Source organism: Streptococcus infantis SPAR10, assembly GCF_000279535.1.
In the GTDB taxonomy this organism is placed as follows: Bacteria; Bacillota; Bacilli; order Lactobacillales; family Streptococcaceae; genus Streptococcus; species Streptococcus infantis_I.
This window is the reverse complement of record NZ_ALCH01000004.1, coordinates 285,944-302,694: the sequence shown is the minus strand read 5'-3', so window position 1 is coordinate 302,694 and position 16,751 is coordinate 285,944. Positions and strand designations below refer to the sequence as shown.

14 protein-coding genes are annotated in these 16,751 nt (G+C 38.0%); 1 reads left to right on the top strand and 13 read right to left on the bottom strand.

The genetic code is table 11. The features are described 5' to 3' along the window. The first annotated feature begins 89 nt into the window (after positions 1-89). On the top strand, positions 90-1,568 hold the full coding sequence (locus tag SPAR10_RS06745; RefSeq protein ID WP_004252271.1) for an oligosaccharide flippase family protein: 1,479 nt from the start codon (positions 90-92) through the stop codon (positions 1,566-1,568). A 116-nt stretch (positions 1,569-1,684) separates the two neighbouring features. Here the strand turns inward: SPAR10_RS06745 and SPAR10_RS06740 are convergent, their stop codons facing one another. The 13 genes from SPAR10_RS06740 to aroB form a co-directional block, all read right to left on the bottom strand. Further along, complete coding sequence (locus tag SPAR10_RS06740) at positions 1,685-4,012, bottom strand: MBL fold metallo-hydrolase (RefSeq protein WP_004252269.1); 2,328 nt, start codon at positions 4,010-4,012, stop codon at positions 1,685-1,687. A 37-nt stretch (positions 4,013-4,049) separates the two neighbouring features. Next, the gene (locus tag SPAR10_RS06735) at positions 4,050-4,862 is read right to left on the bottom strand and encodes a LicD family protein (protein WP_004252260.1); all 813 of its coding nucleotides are present in this window, start codon (positions 4,860-4,862) and stop codon (positions 4,050-4,052) included. Positions 4,863-4,905: 43 nt separating this feature from the next. After that, positions 4,906-7,062 (bottom strand): LicD family protein, encoded by a 2,157-nt coding sequence (locus SPAR10_RS06730; protein WP_004252254.1) that lies wholly within the window; start codon positions 7,060-7,062, stop codon positions 4,906-4,908. Between the two features lie 20 nt (positions 7,063-7,082). Next, positions 7,083-8,051, bottom strand: coding sequence for a glycosyltransferase family 2 protein (locus tag SPAR10_RS06725; protein ID WP_004252251.1), 969 nt, complete (start codon positions 8,049-8,051; stop codon positions 7,083-7,085). Further along, on the bottom strand, positions 8,035-8,880 hold the full coding sequence (locus SPAR10_RS06720) for a LicD family protein (protein WP_004252249.1): 846 nt from the start codon (positions 8,878-8,880) through the stop codon (positions 8,035-8,037). Before SPAR10_RS06720 ends, SPAR10_RS06725 begins: the two co-directional genes overlap by 17 nt. 143 nt (positions 8,881-9,023) lie before the next feature. Further along, positions 9,024-10,352, bottom strand: coding sequence for an LCP family protein (locus SPAR10_RS06715; RefSeq protein WP_004252247.1), 1,329 nt, complete (start codon positions 10,350-10,352; stop codon positions 9,024-9,026). Further along, positions 10,349-11,197: a prephenate dehydratase gene (pheA, locus tag SPAR10_RS06710; protein WP_004252246.1), complete on the bottom strand. Its 849-nt coding sequence runs from the start codon at positions 11,195-11,197 to the stop codon at positions 10,349-10,351. The genes SPAR10_RS06715 and pheA overlap by 4 nt, the downstream gene beginning before the upstream one ends. Further along, positions 11,194-11,670, bottom strand: a complete 477-nt coding sequence (locus SPAR10_RS06705; protein WP_004252244.1) for a shikimate kinase — start codon at positions 11,668-11,670, stop codon at positions 11,194-11,196. The genes pheA and SPAR10_RS06705 overlap by 4 nt, the downstream gene beginning before the upstream one ends. Continuing rightward, positions 11,663-12,946: a 3-phosphoshikimate 1-carboxyvinyltransferase gene (gene aroA / locus SPAR10_RS06700; protein ID WP_004252239.1), complete on the bottom strand. Its 1,284-nt coding sequence runs from the start codon at positions 12,944-12,946 to the stop codon at positions 11,663-11,665. The genes SPAR10_RS06705 and aroA overlap by 8 nt, the downstream gene beginning before the upstream one ends. An 89-nt stretch (positions 12,947-13,035) precedes the next feature. Next, positions 13,036-13,374 (bottom strand): YlbF/YmcA family competence regulator, encoded by a 339-nt coding sequence (locus SPAR10_RS06695; protein WP_004252237.1) that lies wholly within the window; start codon positions 13,372-13,374, stop codon positions 13,036-13,038. Between the two features lie 11 nt (positions 13,375-13,385). Beyond that, entirely contained in the window at positions 13,386-14,489 is a 1,104-nt protein-coding gene (locus SPAR10_RS06690) for a prephenate dehydrogenase (protein WP_004252235.1), read from the bottom strand. A 9-nt stretch (positions 14,490-14,498) separates the two neighbouring features. Beyond that, positions 14,499-15,665 (bottom strand): chorismate synthase, encoded by a 1,167-nt coding sequence (gene aroC, locus SPAR10_RS06685; protein ID WP_004252234.1) that lies wholly within the window; start codon positions 15,663-15,665, stop codon positions 14,499-14,501. A gap of 9 nt (positions 15,666-15,674) precedes the next feature. Beyond that, positions 15,675-16,742 carry a 3-dehydroquinate synthase gene (gene aroB / locus SPAR10_RS06680; RefSeq protein WP_004252231.1) on the bottom strand — a complete coding sequence of 356 codons (1,068 nt, stop codon included), beginning with the start codon at positions 16,740-16,742 and terminating at the stop codon, positions 15,675-15,677. Positions 16,743-16,751 lie beyond the last annotated feature (9 nt).

Below are 16,751 nucleotides of genomic sequence, written 5' to 3'. Positions count from 1 at the left end.
TACAAGATTTAAATGATTTTATCAAAAGAATGGCGTTGGAATGTGATATAATACTAGTATCTATTTTAGAATGTAAGAAAGAAAGTTTCATGAAAAATATAAAAGTTAATGCTTTGGCTAGCTTGCTGGTCAATATTTTAAACATCGTTTTTCCCCTGATTACTAATCCCTATCTAACACGGATTCTTAGTAAATCAAATTACGGCTACTTTAACACAGCTAACACCTGGGCAAGCTTTGTCATTCCACTAGCTGCCTTTGGGATTTACAATTATGGGATTCGAGCAATTAGTAAAGTAAAGGATGACAAAAATAAGATTAATTATGTCTTTTCTAAGTTGTTCTATATTTCGCTCATTACTTCAGTTGTAACAACAGCTATCTATTTCCTCTTTATTTATTTTGATACTAGTATTGTCAATCTAAAAATTCTTTACTATATCCTTGGAATCCAAGCTCTCTTCCAATTTCTGAATATCGAATGGATGAATGAAGCCTATGAGAATTATTCTTTTATCCTTTATAAAACACTCGTGATTCGTATTGGAATGTTAGTCGCTATCTTCGCTTTCGTTAGGACACCTGATGATATTGTTCCTTATGCTACAATCATGAGTGCAACAACCATTATCAACTATCTACTCAGCTTCCTATGGATTAAACGAGAAGTTTCCTTTGTCAAGATCGAAGTTATTGAACTCATCAAAGCATCTAAGCCACTTCTGACCATGTTGCTTCTAGCAAATGCCAATATGCTCTACACCTTGCTAGACCGTATGTTCATCACCAAAGGACCTGATGAGAATTACATCTCCTACTACACTATTGCTTCAAGTATTGTTATGCTGATTGCTAGTGTCCTGAGTGGAGCTATCAATGTCAGCATTCCTCGACTTGGTTACTACTTAGGAAAAAAAGATTTTCATTCTTATAAGTATCTGGTCAACCAAGGTGCATCTCTCTTTTTCTTCCTCATGATTCCGACTAGTATCGGAATCATGGTTTTAGGAACCTATGCGACTGTTATTTACTCTTCTGAGAAATATATAGAAGCAGGAATTGTAACAAGCGTCTTTGCCTTTCGAACCATTATCTGGGCTATCGAATTAATCCTTGGAAAGCAAATTATATTTATCAATGACCATGAAAACCGATTAACAGCTTTCTACTTTATCGGTGGCGGTGTCAATGTCATCCTAAACTCTCTACTCCTTTTCAACAACATCTTTACTCCTGCCTACTACATCGGGACAACGATTATTGCTGAGGCAATTGTGGTTCTGCTTGAAATCCGCTTTATTCAGAAACATAAACTCTTGGATTTGAAAGAAATCTTTGGAACATTGGCTCGCTACACAATTGTGTCACTAGGCTTTATTCCAATTTACTATATCTGTAAAATTCTCTTCCAAGTTCATTCATACACAGTGAATATGGCTATGCTCAGCATGGTGACATCTACAATCGCCGGATGTGCAATCTATTATGCTTTCGCTCTCTTTATCATTAAGGATAAAACCCTTCACTATGCACTAGATCTAGTTCGTGCAAAAATCAAACGAAGTTAACAAAACACCTATAACGCTTAAGCTTTATAGGTGTTTTTATTGTAGAAAAAATTAATTAAAAATCAGTTAGAAACTTAATTCTATTCTTAGCTCGCTTGTGTTTTAGGTTCAGTAGATTAATTTTTTTCCTCAGATGTAACAGATAAGCTTTCTGTTTGTTGAGTTCTCTCAACTTCTGTTGTTTCGAAAATATGCCCCTGACTTTTTGCCACAGTTTGTTCCTGAGTTGTTTCCTCGGTTGTAACAGTCGTCCAAATTCCATCTGCATTGAGCTTGTAGCCATCAGGACTTGTTCCATTTCTTAGGAGAGAACCATTTGTTTGGAAATAGTACCAGTTACCATTCAGTTGTTTCCAGCCAGTTTCCATGGCACCACTTGCATTAAGGTAATAGCGTGCCCCATTTATCTCTTGAAGGCCTGTTTGCATGATACCATCCTTGTCTAGATAGTACCAAAGTCCATTTTCTTTGAGCCAGCCTGTCTTCATCGCTCCACTATTTGTAAAGAATCTGTATGAGTCATCGAACCACTTCCAGCCCGTTTGCATAGCTCCACTTGCATTTAGATAATAGCGAGTACCTTCGATTTCTTGGAGGCCTGTTTGCATGATACCTTCTTTATCTAGATAGTACCAAAGTCCATTTTCTTTGAGCCAACCTGTTTTCATCGCTCCACTGCTTGTGAAGTAGCTATAATGATTATCAAACCATTTCCAACCTGTTTGCATGGCTCCACTTGCATTTAGATAATAGCGAGTACCTTCGATTTCTTGGAGGCCTGTTTGCATGATACCTTCTTTATCCAAGTAATACCAAGTATCTTTATCCTTGATCCAACCTGTTTTCATTGCACCAGAACTTGCAAAATAGTTCCAATGCCCTTCAATCAAGGCCCAACCTGTTTGCATAACTCCCTTATTATCAAAGTAGTAGGTTACTCCATTGATTTCTTTTTTACCAACTATTTGTTTTCCTTCTTCATCAAAGTAGTACCAGTTTGATTCAATCTTTTTCCAACCAGAGCCTGTCTCATCTGTCTCTAAAGCTCCGCTACTTGCAAAGAACATTTTCTTGCCATTAAAGACTTGTGAGCCAGTAAGCATTTTACCATCTTTATCAAATAGGTACTTTTTACCGCCTATTTCAGCTAGTTCGTTGTAACGTCTTGCACCGTTTGACTGGATGTAGTACCAAGTATTATCATGATAGAACCAACCACCCGTCTGCATTTTACCATCATTGTTTAGATAGTAGTCATTAAATTTTGGTTCTCCATTCCATTCGTCAGTGATACGGAGCCAACGACCACTCTGCATTTGACCTTTTCCGTTAAAGAAATATGTAGCACCAGCAATATCTTGCCAACCGATAGCCATCTGACCATCTTTTAAACGATACTTCCAGTAACCATCTTCTTGATACCATTTCTCATCAACAGTAGGAATATTCGGAAAATCTCCTGAAATATTTGTAAAACCTTTATCACTAATATCAAATACAGTTGCATCCTGAGTTTTACTTGATGCATGAATCACTTGAATATTTTTATTTTTTAGATAGTCTCTCGTTGAAGCGAGGTTAATATCTCCTCCAGTTGTTTGGATAATCATACTAGGAGAAAGGTGATCTATGAAACCAATTGTATTAGAAACCTTGGCATCGTAGTGGTGATTCCATTTCATCATATCTACTTTTCCAATAACAGGCCCTAATTTATCTTCAGCTCCCTCAGCATTATCCAAATCACCACCAAGATAAATTCTTTTTCCTGCTACAGTTACTACTGCAACAATTGAATTGGAATTATCATCAAGAACTCTTTTTAAGTTCCCATCAGAATCATATTCATTTTTATAATTATAAAGCTGAATATCCATGTCCCCAAATTTGAACTTGCTATCTTCATCTTTTATGTCTTGAATAAGTGTAACTCCCTTATTCTGTGCAGCACGAAGAGCATTATCATAATTGAAGAGGTTATCCCACAATCCCCAAGTACTTGTAATTCGTTGATCCGAATATTTTTTCAAATAGAATTTATCGACTTGATAGCGATTAAGAATTTCATCTGCTCCACCTATATGGTCGCTATGAACATGAGTTCCTAATATAAAATCTAATTTCTTGACACCTAATTGATCAAGGTGGCGAATCAACCGATCTTCCAAAACTTGATAATTGTTAATAGAGATTCCCCATCGATTAGGATAACGTGTATCCGTTCCATCCGGAAAATCATAATCCTCTCCCATATCAATCAAAGCATAGTGGCCATTACTTTCTAGTAAAATAGCATCACTTCCAGAGTTAGCTTTTGTATTGATAAAGTGGATACGATTCCCTGAACCTGTTGAAATAGTATCTGCATTCACTGTTTGTGCTTGAATTATTGATGCCGATAAGATCAAGGCACTAAGTAATATTGATTTTTTCATAGTTTTCATAAGGCATTCAACTTTCTCTTTTTTATATACTCTTTCATTAATCAATCCAATAATTGTTTTCATTCCCTGGTGTCTGTTGGTCAACAGGGGGTGGGGTCATATAATCTTCACCAAACTCATAGACAAGAATCTCATGGTATCTTCTTGGTACTTTTAGAATTAGATTTTCATACGGCATATCAATTGTATCATACAACCATTCTTTTTTAATACCAGCTGGATAGTAAGAGTCATAAGTTGAACAAACTAAGTCTGTAGAATTTTCAACACTGTATTTTAATGCAAGTTGTTCAAGTTTTTGATTCCACAATTGAGGAGAAGTAAATCTAAATATTGCTGATGCAATATAACGAGGAAGATTTTTAATTCCTCCATTTTCATATTTAATTCCCTTAAAGTTTAACGACGATAGACGAATTAATTGCTTATAGAGCTTCATTTTCTTACGATCTTGTTCGTCTGTAACAAGACCATCATACGGAAAGACATCTACACAAGTTCCAAGAACAACACTTGAATCTAAAAGATTCGAATCTCTCAGTGTTCGAATATCGTAAACTCGCATATAACTATATGGATATCCCTTGGTTTCTCTAAAAGAAATCAGCTTATAGTATGGGTGGTTATCATTTTTTAGAACTGCATATAACTTTTCAAATTCATCTCTAGCTAAAGAAATGTCTGTATCATCATCCCAAGGAATAAAACCTTTATGACGAACTGCACCTAATAAAGTGCCAAAATCGATAAAATATTTGATATCATGTTTTTCACAAACTTGGTGTAAGTATTCTAGAATTCCAAGCTCAATTTGCTTGATTTCTTCAAGGCTTAAGATTTTTTCAGACATTATTTATCGCTCCTAATCTCTACTTCTTTGTTTAAATAATAATCTATTGGTTTTCAGTAATCTTCCACAATTTGAAGTCATGATGCGAAACTTGTTGCTCAACTGGTGGTAACTGCATATAATTTCCATAATCTGAAGTTAAAACTTCATGATAATGTTTTGGAATCATAAATTTCTTACCTTCAAAGCTACCAGCTTCAACTTGTTCTAACCACTCACGTTTCCAAACGGGCTTATTCATATCTTTATAGACAACATAGTCCACCAATTCATAATCTTCTACTTTTCTAGATTTAGCCAATTCATCAATCTGGGAAACATACTTATTTGTGTTAGTGAAATAAAAGATAATAACAGAAATATAGCGGATAATTGAATTTACTACACTTTTAGTATTGGTAATTCCTTTAAAAGTGTAACAACTTAATTGACGCTTTTTAATAATCTTGGTCATCTTGTCCTTAAATGCCTGATCATCTTCATAACCATCTACGGGGAAAATATCAACATAAATCCCCATATCTGAATCAATTCGAACATCTTCTTCAACCAAATAGGTGTGATTGTCTTGAACTTTCATAAATGGATAGACATAATTGACATTATTTTTATAAGACATTAATTCATAGCGCTCGTCTGGATGTGCAATCATATAATCTTGCAGCTTTTCATAATCATCACGAAGCATACAAATATCCATGTCATCGTCCCAAGGAATAAAGCCTTTATGACGAACTGCACCAATTAAACTACCATAGGACAAGAAGTATTTGACACCAATTTTATGACACACTTCATGGATATACTCCATGATTCCTAACTCCATTTGTTGAATTTCAGAAATATCAGTTACTTCTTTGTAACGAATATTTTTTTCTTTTTCACAGATCATTAGACCATATCCCACAACTAACCAAAAAATGATGTTGATGAAGTTGGTTGAATACATAATTTGGCTCTCAAACAACTGACCAAATAAAATTCCAAAGAATAGAGTCATAATCAGTTTTTCAGTATTTTTCTTGGATTTAATCAAGTAAGAAACAAAGCGGAAACCTACATAAACAATGATAAGTATGAAAGAAAAGAGGCCCAAGAATCCGGAACTCACAAAAATGGTAACAAAGATATTGTGGAAATTACCTCCAATAAGTGAGTTTTTAATTTCAAATTTACTAAAATATTTTGTGTAATAATCTGATACGTTTCGAACACCATAACCAAATAGAGGTTTTGCACGTCCCATTTTGATTGCATTTTTCCAAATATATGTACGTCCACTTGGAGTTGTTTCAATCAAGTGAAGCTCCCCATTTTTCTTAGCAACATCCGAATCAGTTTCAGAATAAGATTCACCTTTATTTAAGTCAATTACAGTTGCCTTGGCCGCTGAAATATATACCGATGTTAAATAACTAATACCAATATTGCTACCTATTAATAAGATACTAGCTACTAGAAAAGTTAGCCATTTTTTGGCAAATTTTCCCCTAGCGACAAAAACACAATAGAATACTAGCATTAGAAGAACTGATAAAAGTGCGCCCCTACTCTGCATAGTTGCAAAATAAACTAACTGAATGATATTATTAATTTTAAAATAAACAGAGTATTTGCTTCCCTTATGTATTAAATACATAGCAAAAACTATACTAATGTATGAGAAAATCGCACTGGCGTTAGGGTTAACAAGTCCCCATAATCGGCCATTCATTACTCCGTAATAATAAGAGTTCTCTCCAATCTGAAATAGAATTAAAACTCTTGAAAGTAATAAAGCAAAAGCAAATATAGCCGAAGCAAATGAGACAATCTGTATGGTTCCTGCAATCATACCTAACAACTTCCTTAGCTGATTAGGTTTTACCATGGTAAATAATAAAACATAAGCCAGCATAAAGAAAATTTCAACCATATTTCCGAGCAGGTGTCCAGATCTATTAATGAGCGCTGATAAAAAGTGACTGCCCACTAAAAGACCAAATAGGGTAAGAAACTTCTTATCTATCTCTATTCGTTTCCAATTAAAAAATAAAGTTAAACAAATTGACAGAACAACAACTGCTGAAAGTCCCTTATAAATCGGATTGGTTACTTTATAAATTAGCGAACTCATACTTAAAATCGAAATGAAAATAAAAAGATAAGAAATCCACAGTTTTGATTTTTCAAAGCATTCATTCGTTTTTGAAAAATTCATCTTCAACTCCTTTAATAACATTATTTATTCAAGCCTACAATTTGTCTATAAATCCATGGAGAAATTCTTAGTGACAAAATGGCTATTTTCCGAAAACTAGTAAAATAAGGATCTCTCAATATTTGTGAGGTATGACTAAATATCCACTTTCTCAATTGAGTTTTCTCTTTTTTATATTCTGTCGAATCTGTGAAGATTATTTTATCGTAGACTGTAATATAAGACCAAGATTCTCTATTTACTAATTCGGGTTTTAATTGAGGGAAACATTGATAAACTTTAGGAATAATGATTTTATATACTTCTATAGTATCAAAAACATGATTATTCACAGATGTAGTTGCACTTCCCTCTCTATGATCATAATAGTATATTGGTTTATCTATAAAAACACTATTACATTTTGTTTCAAGCAAAACTTCTGTTAAGAATAGAGCATCTTCTGCTAAATGATAATCTGTACTAAATTTAAAATCTTCAATTAATTCCTTTTTAAATAATTTTGCAACAGGGAAAAAAGAAGTTCGAGCAGTCATCAATAGTTCTTTCATGGTTTGCTCAGCAGACCATACTGACTCTTGACCTGAAAAATCAGGCAAATCTGTCACTTGTCCATTTTTTACATGATGCAAACGAGCAACTGAGAAACCAACAGAAATATCTGTTCTTACTGCGCTTATCAAAGTTTCCAAATAATCTGGCGTAATAAAATCATCACTATCAACAAAAGTTATCCATTCTCCGGTTGAGTTTTGAATACCTACATTTCTAGCATTGGAGACTCCAGCATTCTCAAGATGAAAAACCTTGATATTCTCATTTTTAGAAGCCAGCTGATCACACAAGTCACCACTCTGGTCTGTCGAACCATCATTAATAAGAAGCAATTCAAAATTGGTATAAGTCTGCTTTAAAATCGACTCAACACATCGTTCAAGATAATTTTCTACGTTGTATACAGGAACAATGATACTAATTTTTTCTTGCATTGTATTCTCCCTTATATTCTGTATAGCTCTTATCCATATCTGCTATTACGGCATCGTGGTGAGGTACTTGCTTGTCTGCAGGCGGTGGTGTCATATAGTCACCAAAAGCTGTGCTAAGATAAGCGTCATAACCAACCGGAATAGGCATTTCTGTTCCTTCGAAAGGTAGGAAGATGTTGTCTTCAAAGGCCTGAATTGGATACTTTTTCTTCATGTATCCTGGCCCTGAACATAATTCTGTAATGCCATCACTTTCGGCTGGTCCATACTTGGTCATTTCTTTCTCAGCCTTTTTCCAGATACGATAGCGAAGCGATTTAGGAGTCAACCCTAGTAAAATGGTACTACCCCACTTCATGATAGCTCCATGTTTTTCTGGAATGGTTTGTGCACAAAATAGAGAATAAATCAAAGCCCAGCGGACCTGTTTCTTACGCTCTGCTGGATTTTTAGGGTAATAGTCCAAGGGAAGAACATCCAAAGCCAAGCCGTGGGGAAGATCCAAATCTTGTTGATAAGGCTTGATACAAGTCGTCTCCTTATCACGAATGGTGATAAAGAGGTTACGGTCTACATAGTCTTTAGAACTCTTTGATAAGAAGTAACGCTCATCCGCATATTGAGGCCATAATTCTGCTAGTTTTTCATAGTCCTTTCGTGGCATAAAGAAGTCCAAATCATCATCCCAAGGGATGAAACCTTTATTTCGTAAAACTCCAATTGCTCCTCCGCCACACAAATAACAGAGCAAGCCATGCTCTTTACAAAAGGCGACAAAATATTCAGCCATCTCTAAGCTACGGGCTTGAATTGCCTTTAAATCACTCATCTCATTCTCATCCTCTTCTATAGAATTACATCATTTCATTATACCATAAAAATGGTCAAAAAATCCATCTAACCATGTGAAAAATCAAAGCCTGAGACACCCATTTAGTTAGATGTCTCAAGCTTTGATTTTAATTAATTTTTTTATCTGAATCCCATTTGGGCTAGCTTATTCTGGTAGGCTTTTTGATCCACTCGAAGTGCTAGACCTCCATAGACATCATAGTCATCTACCCAGTCTCCAAGTTCCGGTACTGTTAGTCTTTCAATACCGTTCTGACCTCCTTCGAGGACGGATAAACCGTTGGTTAATAAGAAAGTATAAGGAAGGTTTGTCGATGTCATGGCGAATACTTTACCAAGTGCTTCTGAACCTGTGAAAAGTTTTGTAGGATCTTTAATTTGCTGTAAAACAGCAGTCATGACTTGTTGCTGTCTACGAGTACGGCCATAGTCCCCTTCATCATCATCGCGGAAACGTGCATAGTTGAGAAGAGTAGAACCATTCATTTGTTGTGTTCCGACTTTAATAGTTTGTGTTGGTGACTCGGTTTCTGTCGCATGCAAGTCATCACCGACTGTAGCTTCTGTAACTGGAACACCATTTAGAGTTGAAAATTGAGCATCAATAGTCACACCATCAGGGAAAAGGGTATCAATGGCAGTCGCAAAGGCTTGGAAATCTACAAGAGCATAGTATTTGATATCTAGGTCAAAATTATCTTTAAGGACCTTACGTACCATTTCAGCCCCTTGTTTTCCTTCTTGTTCCCCCAATTCGTAGGCTAAGTTCAACTTGTGGTCAGTTTGTTTTTGTCCGTTAATAACTTGGCTATAACCATCAATATAAACTAGGTTATCTCGCATAAAACTTACAAGCTTAAGTTTTTTATCTTTACCACTTACATTCAGAACCATAATAGAATCTGTCCGTGTTTCTGCACTATTCTGTCCAATACGGCCGTCTGTCCCTAAAATAAGAATATTGACACCATCTCTTGTATCCTGTCCATTGAAAACTTCAACTTGGGCAGCCTTGGCATCTTTCGACCCGCTTGAGCCATTCGGATTGGCTGACTGGAAACCTTTCAAGAACATGAAAATCATTCCTACTGCAGCACAAAGCAACAGCATTCCTAACCAAGCAAGAATACGTTTGATTCGAAAAGCTCTTTTTTTCTTGGGTTTCTTTTGCTTTGGAAGCTTAGCTTTTGGTTGAGATTGACTAGTACGTCGGCTTGAACGAGTACGATTTGTATAACTTGGTAGACCGGTGTTAGATTCAGAAAAGCCTTGATATTCTGATTTATCTATCTCGTCCTTTACATCCGGACGTACGTCTTGTTGACCATCTAACTTCGCTTGCAAAAAAGCAAACTCTCTTCTTTCCCTTTCATTTAGATAATGAATATTTTTCAAGAGATAGTCATAACGTAATTTTTCATGGTGTGTCAGAGGATTCTCTCTAGTCATTCCTTCTCCTTCCCTTTATCCTGTATGGTATAGATAGGGTAAGCTCCTAGTACTTTATAGTGGATCCCAATCGTTTCTAATTCTTTTTGAGCAAAATGGACCAATTCTTTATCAGCATAGTCCACATCAATGATAAAAAAGTACTCACCTAGTGCTGTTTTTAAGGGGCGACTCTCAATCTTAGTTAGGTCAATCCCGCGCCAAGCAAAGGTAGAAAGTGCCTTATATAAAGCTCCTGGAAGATTATCTGGCAAGGTCAATGCTAGACTCATTTTCTTAGCATTTGCATTCAAGGGCATTTGCGGTGCCTTGGGACCTAACACCCAAAAGCGAGTGAAATTGGCTTCCATTTCTTGAATGTCTTGAGCAATTAATTCCAAACCATATTCTCCAGCCGAACTTTTGGGGGCAATGGCAGCAAAAGGCTGATCTGGATGCTCGGAAACATAGCGCGCAGCGTATGCTGTACTAGCAGTGACTTCTAGTTGAGCATCTGGATAATGCTCATCAATAAATTTTTTTCCTTGAGCTAAGGCCTGCGGATGAGAAAAGATTTTCTCAATTTTAACTTGCCCTGGCACCGCCATCAACTGTTGATGAATTGGCTGCACAATCTCCGCCACAGCTTGAATATGAGCTTGATGAAAAAGATAGTCCAAGGTTTCATGAACACTACCTTCAATGGAATTTTCAACTGGCACTACTGAATAGTCTACTAAGCCCTGTTCGTAAGCTTTGATAACGTCCGTAATATTTGAAAAAGGCTCTAGTTCCTCATGAGGAAAAGCCGTCTGCACCACATGGTGCGAAAAAGATCCTTTAGGACCTAGATAGGCAATTTTCATCTCAGTTCCTCTATAATTTCATCTGGGTTTAAATTTGATACATCTACAATCTGACTAGCCACTTCCTCATACCAAACCTGTCTTTCTTTAAAAATCGCAGCTAAACCTTCCTTGCTATTCTTTAAAAATAGTGGACGTTGATTGTCCTTATCAGCTGAAATTCGCTGGTAAAGTGTCTCAAAATCTGCTTTAAGGTAAATGTTGTCTGGATTTTGCTTTAGCAAGGCACGATTACGTGGAGAAATGACTATTCCTCCGCCTGTGGAAATAACTTTATCTGTCTTCAGCAAATCAGCTAGGACCTCTTCTTCTAGCTGACGGAAGGCTGCTTCTCCTTTTTCTTCAAAGAAACGAGCAATCGGCATCCCCAGTCGGCCTTCCAGCAAGGCATCCATGTCTACAAAGTCAGGATCTAGCTTTCTAGCAATAGTAGTTTTTCCTGAACCCATAAAACCTAGTAAAACCTTAGCCATGAATCAAAGTCTCCAAATCATCAAAGAAGCTAGGATAGCTAGTATTAATAGCTTCGGCTCGATCCAATTCAACTTCTCCATCTGCAACTAAGAGAGCTGCAATGGCTGTCATCATACCGATACGGTGGTCTCCAAAGGTGTTGACTTTGGCTCCATGGAGGGCAGATTTCCCTTTGATTATCATTCCGTCTGCTATAGGAGTAATAGTTGCTCCCATGCTATTTAAAGCATCTGCGACAACTTGAATACGATCCGTTTCTTTGACCTTGAGTTCTTCTGCATCTTTGATAACTGTTTGACCTTGAGCTTGGGTAGCAAGGAGCGCGATAATCGGCAATTCATCAATTAAACGTGGAATTAAGGCCCCGCCAATCTCTGTTCCCTTCAAATCTGAAGTTTCAACAGTCAAGGTTGCAGATTTGGCAATTGGATCCATATCAGTAATCTCTAATTTCCCGCCCATAGCTCGGATAACATCGATAATACCTGTACGTGTTTCATTAATACCGACATTCTTAAGTACCACTCGAGAATTTGGCACAATCAAACCTGCTACTAACCAAAAGGCTGCACTAGAAATATCTCCTGGTACGACAACCGTTTGTCCACTAAGTTTCTGTGGCCCTTGAACAGTGATTTTCTTACCATCGACACTCAAATCACCTCCGAATTGTTGGAGCATATCTTCTGTGTGATTACGAGTGCACTCCTTCTCGATAATGACTGACTGTCCTTGAGCCTGCAAAGCCGCAAAAATCAAGGCTGACTTGACTTGGGCAGAAGCGATTGGCAATTCGTATCGAATAGGTCTTAAGTTTTTCGTTCCCTTTAAGTGTAACGGTGGCAAGTCTCGCTCTGTCTGACCTGAAATGGTAACTCCCATTTTTTTCAAGGGAAGAGTTACACGATCCATTGGGCGTTTAGAAAGACTGTCATCCCCAAACATCTCTACTTCAAAGTCTGCACCAGCAAGGACACCTGAAATTAAACGAATAGAGGTCCCAGAATTTCCCATATCTAGAGCATTCTGAGGAGCTTTCAAACCATCCATGCCAACACCTTGAATGGTAATGACACCGTCCTTGTCCTCAATCTCAACGCCGAGATCGCGAAAAACTTGCATAGTTGATAAGACATCTTCTCCACGTAGGATATCATAAACCTTAGTCTTACCCTCAGCTAAGCTTCCAAAAATGATAGAGCGATGACTAATGGACTTATCCCCAGGTACGCGAATACTACCATTCAAATGGTTAACGTTTGTTTTTAACTTCATACTAGCCCTCATACTGACAATACTTTTTCTTATTTTATCATAAAAAGTCAGAAATTTCTTAAAAATTCCTGACTTTATGAGGTAAATTCTTATTGTAAAAGTTCTGAAATTGGTTCAAAAACAATTTTTTCAATATCAGAAAGGTAGATAGAAAGTTGTTGCTGTTTGGCAAAGAATTCTGACAAGAGAGAGTTCCCTTGAATCTGCTTGCCAAAACTTTCCATTTTTTCTTGGAAAGAAGCATCTGGAATTTGACCAGTTTGTGCCATGATTTGGATTTCATGTTGAAAAGCAATATAATCTGCAAAAATTTTGCTTGCTTCTGCATCCGCTTGGATGGCATCTCTAGCTTCCTTAACTGCCTTGTATTCAGGCAATTCGCGTAGTCCACGACTTAGTGCATTTGCACTATCATAAATATTTGACATAATTGTTCTCCTTATTTAATAACGACTGTGTAGTCTGTATTTTCTGTAATGACTTGCTCAGCACGTTTTAAATCCTGAGCATTCTTAAAGGAAATTTGCAGAATCCCGTGAACATCCTCACGGTTTTCCTCATTGATATGGATATTGACCAAAGAAGTTCCACGTAGCAATTCCAAGATGCGTAAAATCACATCTTCCTCATCGGGAACATCTACATAAAGGTCAAATGAGCTATCTACTCCTCCGCGTTTATGGATTTCCATAGCCTGACGTTGCTCACGCGCTTGATTGAAAAAGCTCCATATTTGGTTTTCATCACCCTTACTGATAGCTTGTCCAATCTCGTCCAAACGGCCCTTGAAATCCTCGATGCGTTCAATAATGGTATCCCGATTGGATAAGAGGATAGAAGTCCACATACCTGGATCACTTTCAGCAATCCGAGTCATATCACGAAAACCACCTGCCGCAAAGCGTCGCGCCATTTCATGCTCTTCAGCATAACTTGCAGTTTGTTCCATCAGCCCTGATGCTAAGATATGCGGAAAATGGCTAATCTGAGAAGTCACTCGGTCATGCTCTTCAGCATCGATTTCAATGAAACGAGCATGAAGACCTGACAGCAAGTCTCTCATTTCTTCGAGCGTATCCGGAGTTGTCAGACTAGATGGCGTGAAGATATAATAGGCATTTTCAAAGAGGTTAACATCGGCAGAGGCAGCTCCTGTCTTGTGACTTCCTGCCATAGGATGGGCCCCCACAAAGCGAACAGACTTATCAGCAAAATACTTCTCTGCTGTAGTTACAATAGCTGACTTGGTCGATCCAGCATCAGAAATAATGACACCTTCTTTCAAGTCCAAGTTGGCCAATTCCTTAATAAAGGCAATAGTTTGCTTGATTGGCAGGGTAAGAATGATGACGTCTGCAAGTGGGGCAAAACTGGCAAAGTCATCCGTCGCTCGGTCAATCATTCCTCTCTCCAAGGCAATATCTCTAGACGCTTGACTACGATTGTATCCTAAAATTTCATAATCAGGATGATCCCGCTTGATTCCGAGTGCCATGGAAGCACCAATCAAACCTAGTCCTGCGATATAGATGGTTTTTGCCATAAGAACTCCTTAATAATTCTTTGTATACTCCCGATGTTTCGCAACAGCTTCTTTTAATTCTTCCAGATTATCAGATGAAAATTTCTCTAAGATTTCTTGAGCCAACACTGTTGCTACGACTGCTTCCATAACAACACCTGCTGCTGGAAGAGCGGTTGGATCACTTCTCTCCACCGTTGCCTTATAAGGCTCATGAGTTTCAATATCGACACTCATCAACGGCTTGTAGAGAGTCGGAATTGGCTTCATAACTCCACGAACGATAATCGGTTGGCCGTTGGTCATACCACCTTCGAAACCTCCAAGGTTATTAGTCCGACGAGTATAGCCATCTTCTGATGACCAGAGGATTTCATCCATGACTTGGCTACCCTTAAGATGGCCTGCTTTAAAACCAAGACCAAACTCCACACCCTTAAAGGCATTGATAGAAACAACAGCTTGAGCTAGCCTTGCATCTAGTTTACGATCCCATTGGACATAAGAACCAAGACCAACCGGAACACCTCCGACAACTGTTTCTACAACACCTCCGATGGTATCCCCATCTCGCTTAATCTGGTCAATATAGTCCTTAATCTCCTGCTCACGTTCTTGGTTGACGATAGAAACTTCAGACTGGGCAGCCAGTTTCTTAATCTCTGAGACTGTTAAGTTTTCCGGAACATTGATTTCCTTACCACCGAAGATAACAACATGGTTAGCAATTTCGATATCAAGCTCAGCTAAAAGCCGCTTGGCTACTGCTCCAACTGCAACCCGCATAGTTGTTTCACGGGCAGATGAACGTTCCAAAGAATTTCGCAAATCATCAAAGCGGTATTTGATACCCCCAACCAAGTCTGCGTGACCTGGGCGAGGATGAGTGATTTTTCGTTTACTTTTGAGTTTGTCTTCAATATCCTCGGCAGACATGATATCTAGCCATTTTTGATGATCCTTGTTAATGACATCCATGGTAATAGGAGCACCTGTCGTCTTCCCGTGGCGAACACCAGAAGTAAAGACAACTTGGTCACTTTCAATCTTCATTCGACCACCACGTCCATATCCACCTTGGCGACGTTTGAGATCCTCATTGATATCTTCTGCAGTCAAAGGCAGTCCTGCTGGAATTCCTTCAATAATTGCTGTCAGACGAGGACCATGTGATTCTCCTGCTGTTAAATATCTCATACATTCTCCTTATTTTACTAAGTATTCTTTCATTTCTTCGAGAGAAACTGGGTGAATCATCGCTGAACCAAGCTCAGGTACCAAAACTAACTTCATGGTATTCCCACGCGCTTTTTTATCATGAGTCAAAGCTTGATAGAGCTTTTCAACATCCCAGTTTTCATAATCAACAGGAAGGCCAAATTTCTGACACATTTCTCGGATGGACTGAGTGATTCCCATTGGCATGAGGCCTTTTTCTTCGGCTACCTTAGAGACCTGAACCATTCCCATAGCTACTGCCTCACCGTGCATGACTTTTCCGTAACCAGCAGTTGCTTCAATGGCATGGCCAATTGTATGACCAAAGTTAAGATACAGACGAATGCCATTATCCAACTCATCCTCAACTACCATCTTGCGCTTGACCTGGCAAGAATGCTCAATCAAACTCTCGGAATGTTCCAATATGCTTTCCACAGAACCGTCCATATCAGATAATAGGTCCCAAAGCTCTGGATCTTCGATAAGACCATACTTGATGACTTCACCCATTCCTTCAATCAACTCTCTCTTACCCAAGGTCTCAAGAACAGTTGGGTCAATCAAAACACCATCCGGCTGAGCAAAAGTTCCTACCATATTCTTAGCAAAAGGAGTATTCACTCCAGTTTTTCCACCGATTGAAGAATCCACCTGGGCTGTCAAACTAGTTGGAATTTGAACAAAATGAACTCCTCGCATGTAGGTTGAAGCCACAAAACCAGCCAAATCGCCAACTACACCACCGCCGAGGGCTACGATTCCATCACTACGAGTCATATCCTGTTTGACTAAAAATTCATAGACTTTTTGAACTGTAGTCAGATTTTTTCGTTCTTCGCCCTCTAAAAAGTCAAAAACTGCCACTTGAAAGCCAGCATCCTCCAAACTCAATTTAACCTTTTCTGCATAGAGTGAAGCCACACGGTTATCCGTTATGATAACAATCTTTTGTGGTTGCCAAAGTTCACGCAACCATTTTCCTGCTTGAGACAAGCATCCTTTTTCAATCTGAATATCGTAAGGATGATGTGGAAGGTCTATTCTAATTTTCATAGCAGGTCT

Coding starts and splice junctions, on each gene's coding strand:
- SPAR10_RS06745 (WP_004252271.1), top strand. CDS start 90: ATGAAAAATATAAAAGTTAATGCTTTGGCTAGCTTGCTGGTCAATATT.
- SPAR10_RS06740 (WP_004252269.1), bottom strand. CDS start 4,012: ATGAAAACTATGAAAAAATCAATATTACTTAGTGCCTTGATCTTATCG.
- SPAR10_RS06735 (WP_004252260.1), bottom strand. CDS start 4,862: ATGTCTGAAAAAATCTTAAGCCTTGAAGAAATCAAGCAAATTGAGCTT.
- SPAR10_RS06730 (WP_004252254.1), bottom strand. CDS start 7,062: ATGAATTTTTCAAAAACGAATGAATGCTTTGAAAAATCAAAACTGTGG.
- SPAR10_RS06725 (WP_004252251.1), bottom strand. CDS start 8,051: ATGCAAGAAAAAATTAGTATCATTGTTCCTGTATACAACGTAGAAAAT.
- SPAR10_RS06720 (WP_004252249.1), bottom strand. CDS start 8,880: ATGAGTGATTTAAAGGCAATTCAAGCCCGTAGCTTAGAGATGGCTGAA.
- SPAR10_RS06715 (WP_004252247.1), bottom strand. CDS start 10,352: ATGACTAGAGAGAATCCTCTGACACACCATGAAAAATTACGTTATGAC.
- pheA (WP_004252246.1), bottom strand. CDS start 11,197: ATGAAAATTGCCTATCTAGGTCCTAAAGGATCTTTTTCGCACCATGTG.
- SPAR10_RS06705 (WP_004252244.1), bottom strand. CDS start 11,670: ATGGCTAAGGTTTTACTAGGTTTTATGGGTTCAGGAAAAACTACTATT.
- aroA (WP_004252239.1), bottom strand. CDS start 12,946: ATGAAGTTAAAAACAAACGTTAACCATTTGAATGGTAGTATTCGCGTA.
- SPAR10_RS06695 (WP_004252237.1), bottom strand. CDS start 13,374: ATGTCAAATATTTATGATAGTGCAAATGCACTAAGTCGTGGACTACGC.
- SPAR10_RS06690 (WP_004252235.1), bottom strand. CDS start 14,489: ATGGCAAAAACCATCTATATCGCAGGACTAGGTTTGATTGGTGCTTCC.
- aroC (WP_004252234.1), bottom strand. CDS start 15,665: ATGAGATATTTAACAGCAGGAGAATCACATGGTCCTCGTCTGACAGCA.
- aroB (WP_004252231.1), bottom strand. CDS start 16,742: ATGAAAATTAGAATAGACCTTCCACATCATCCTTACGATATTCAGATT.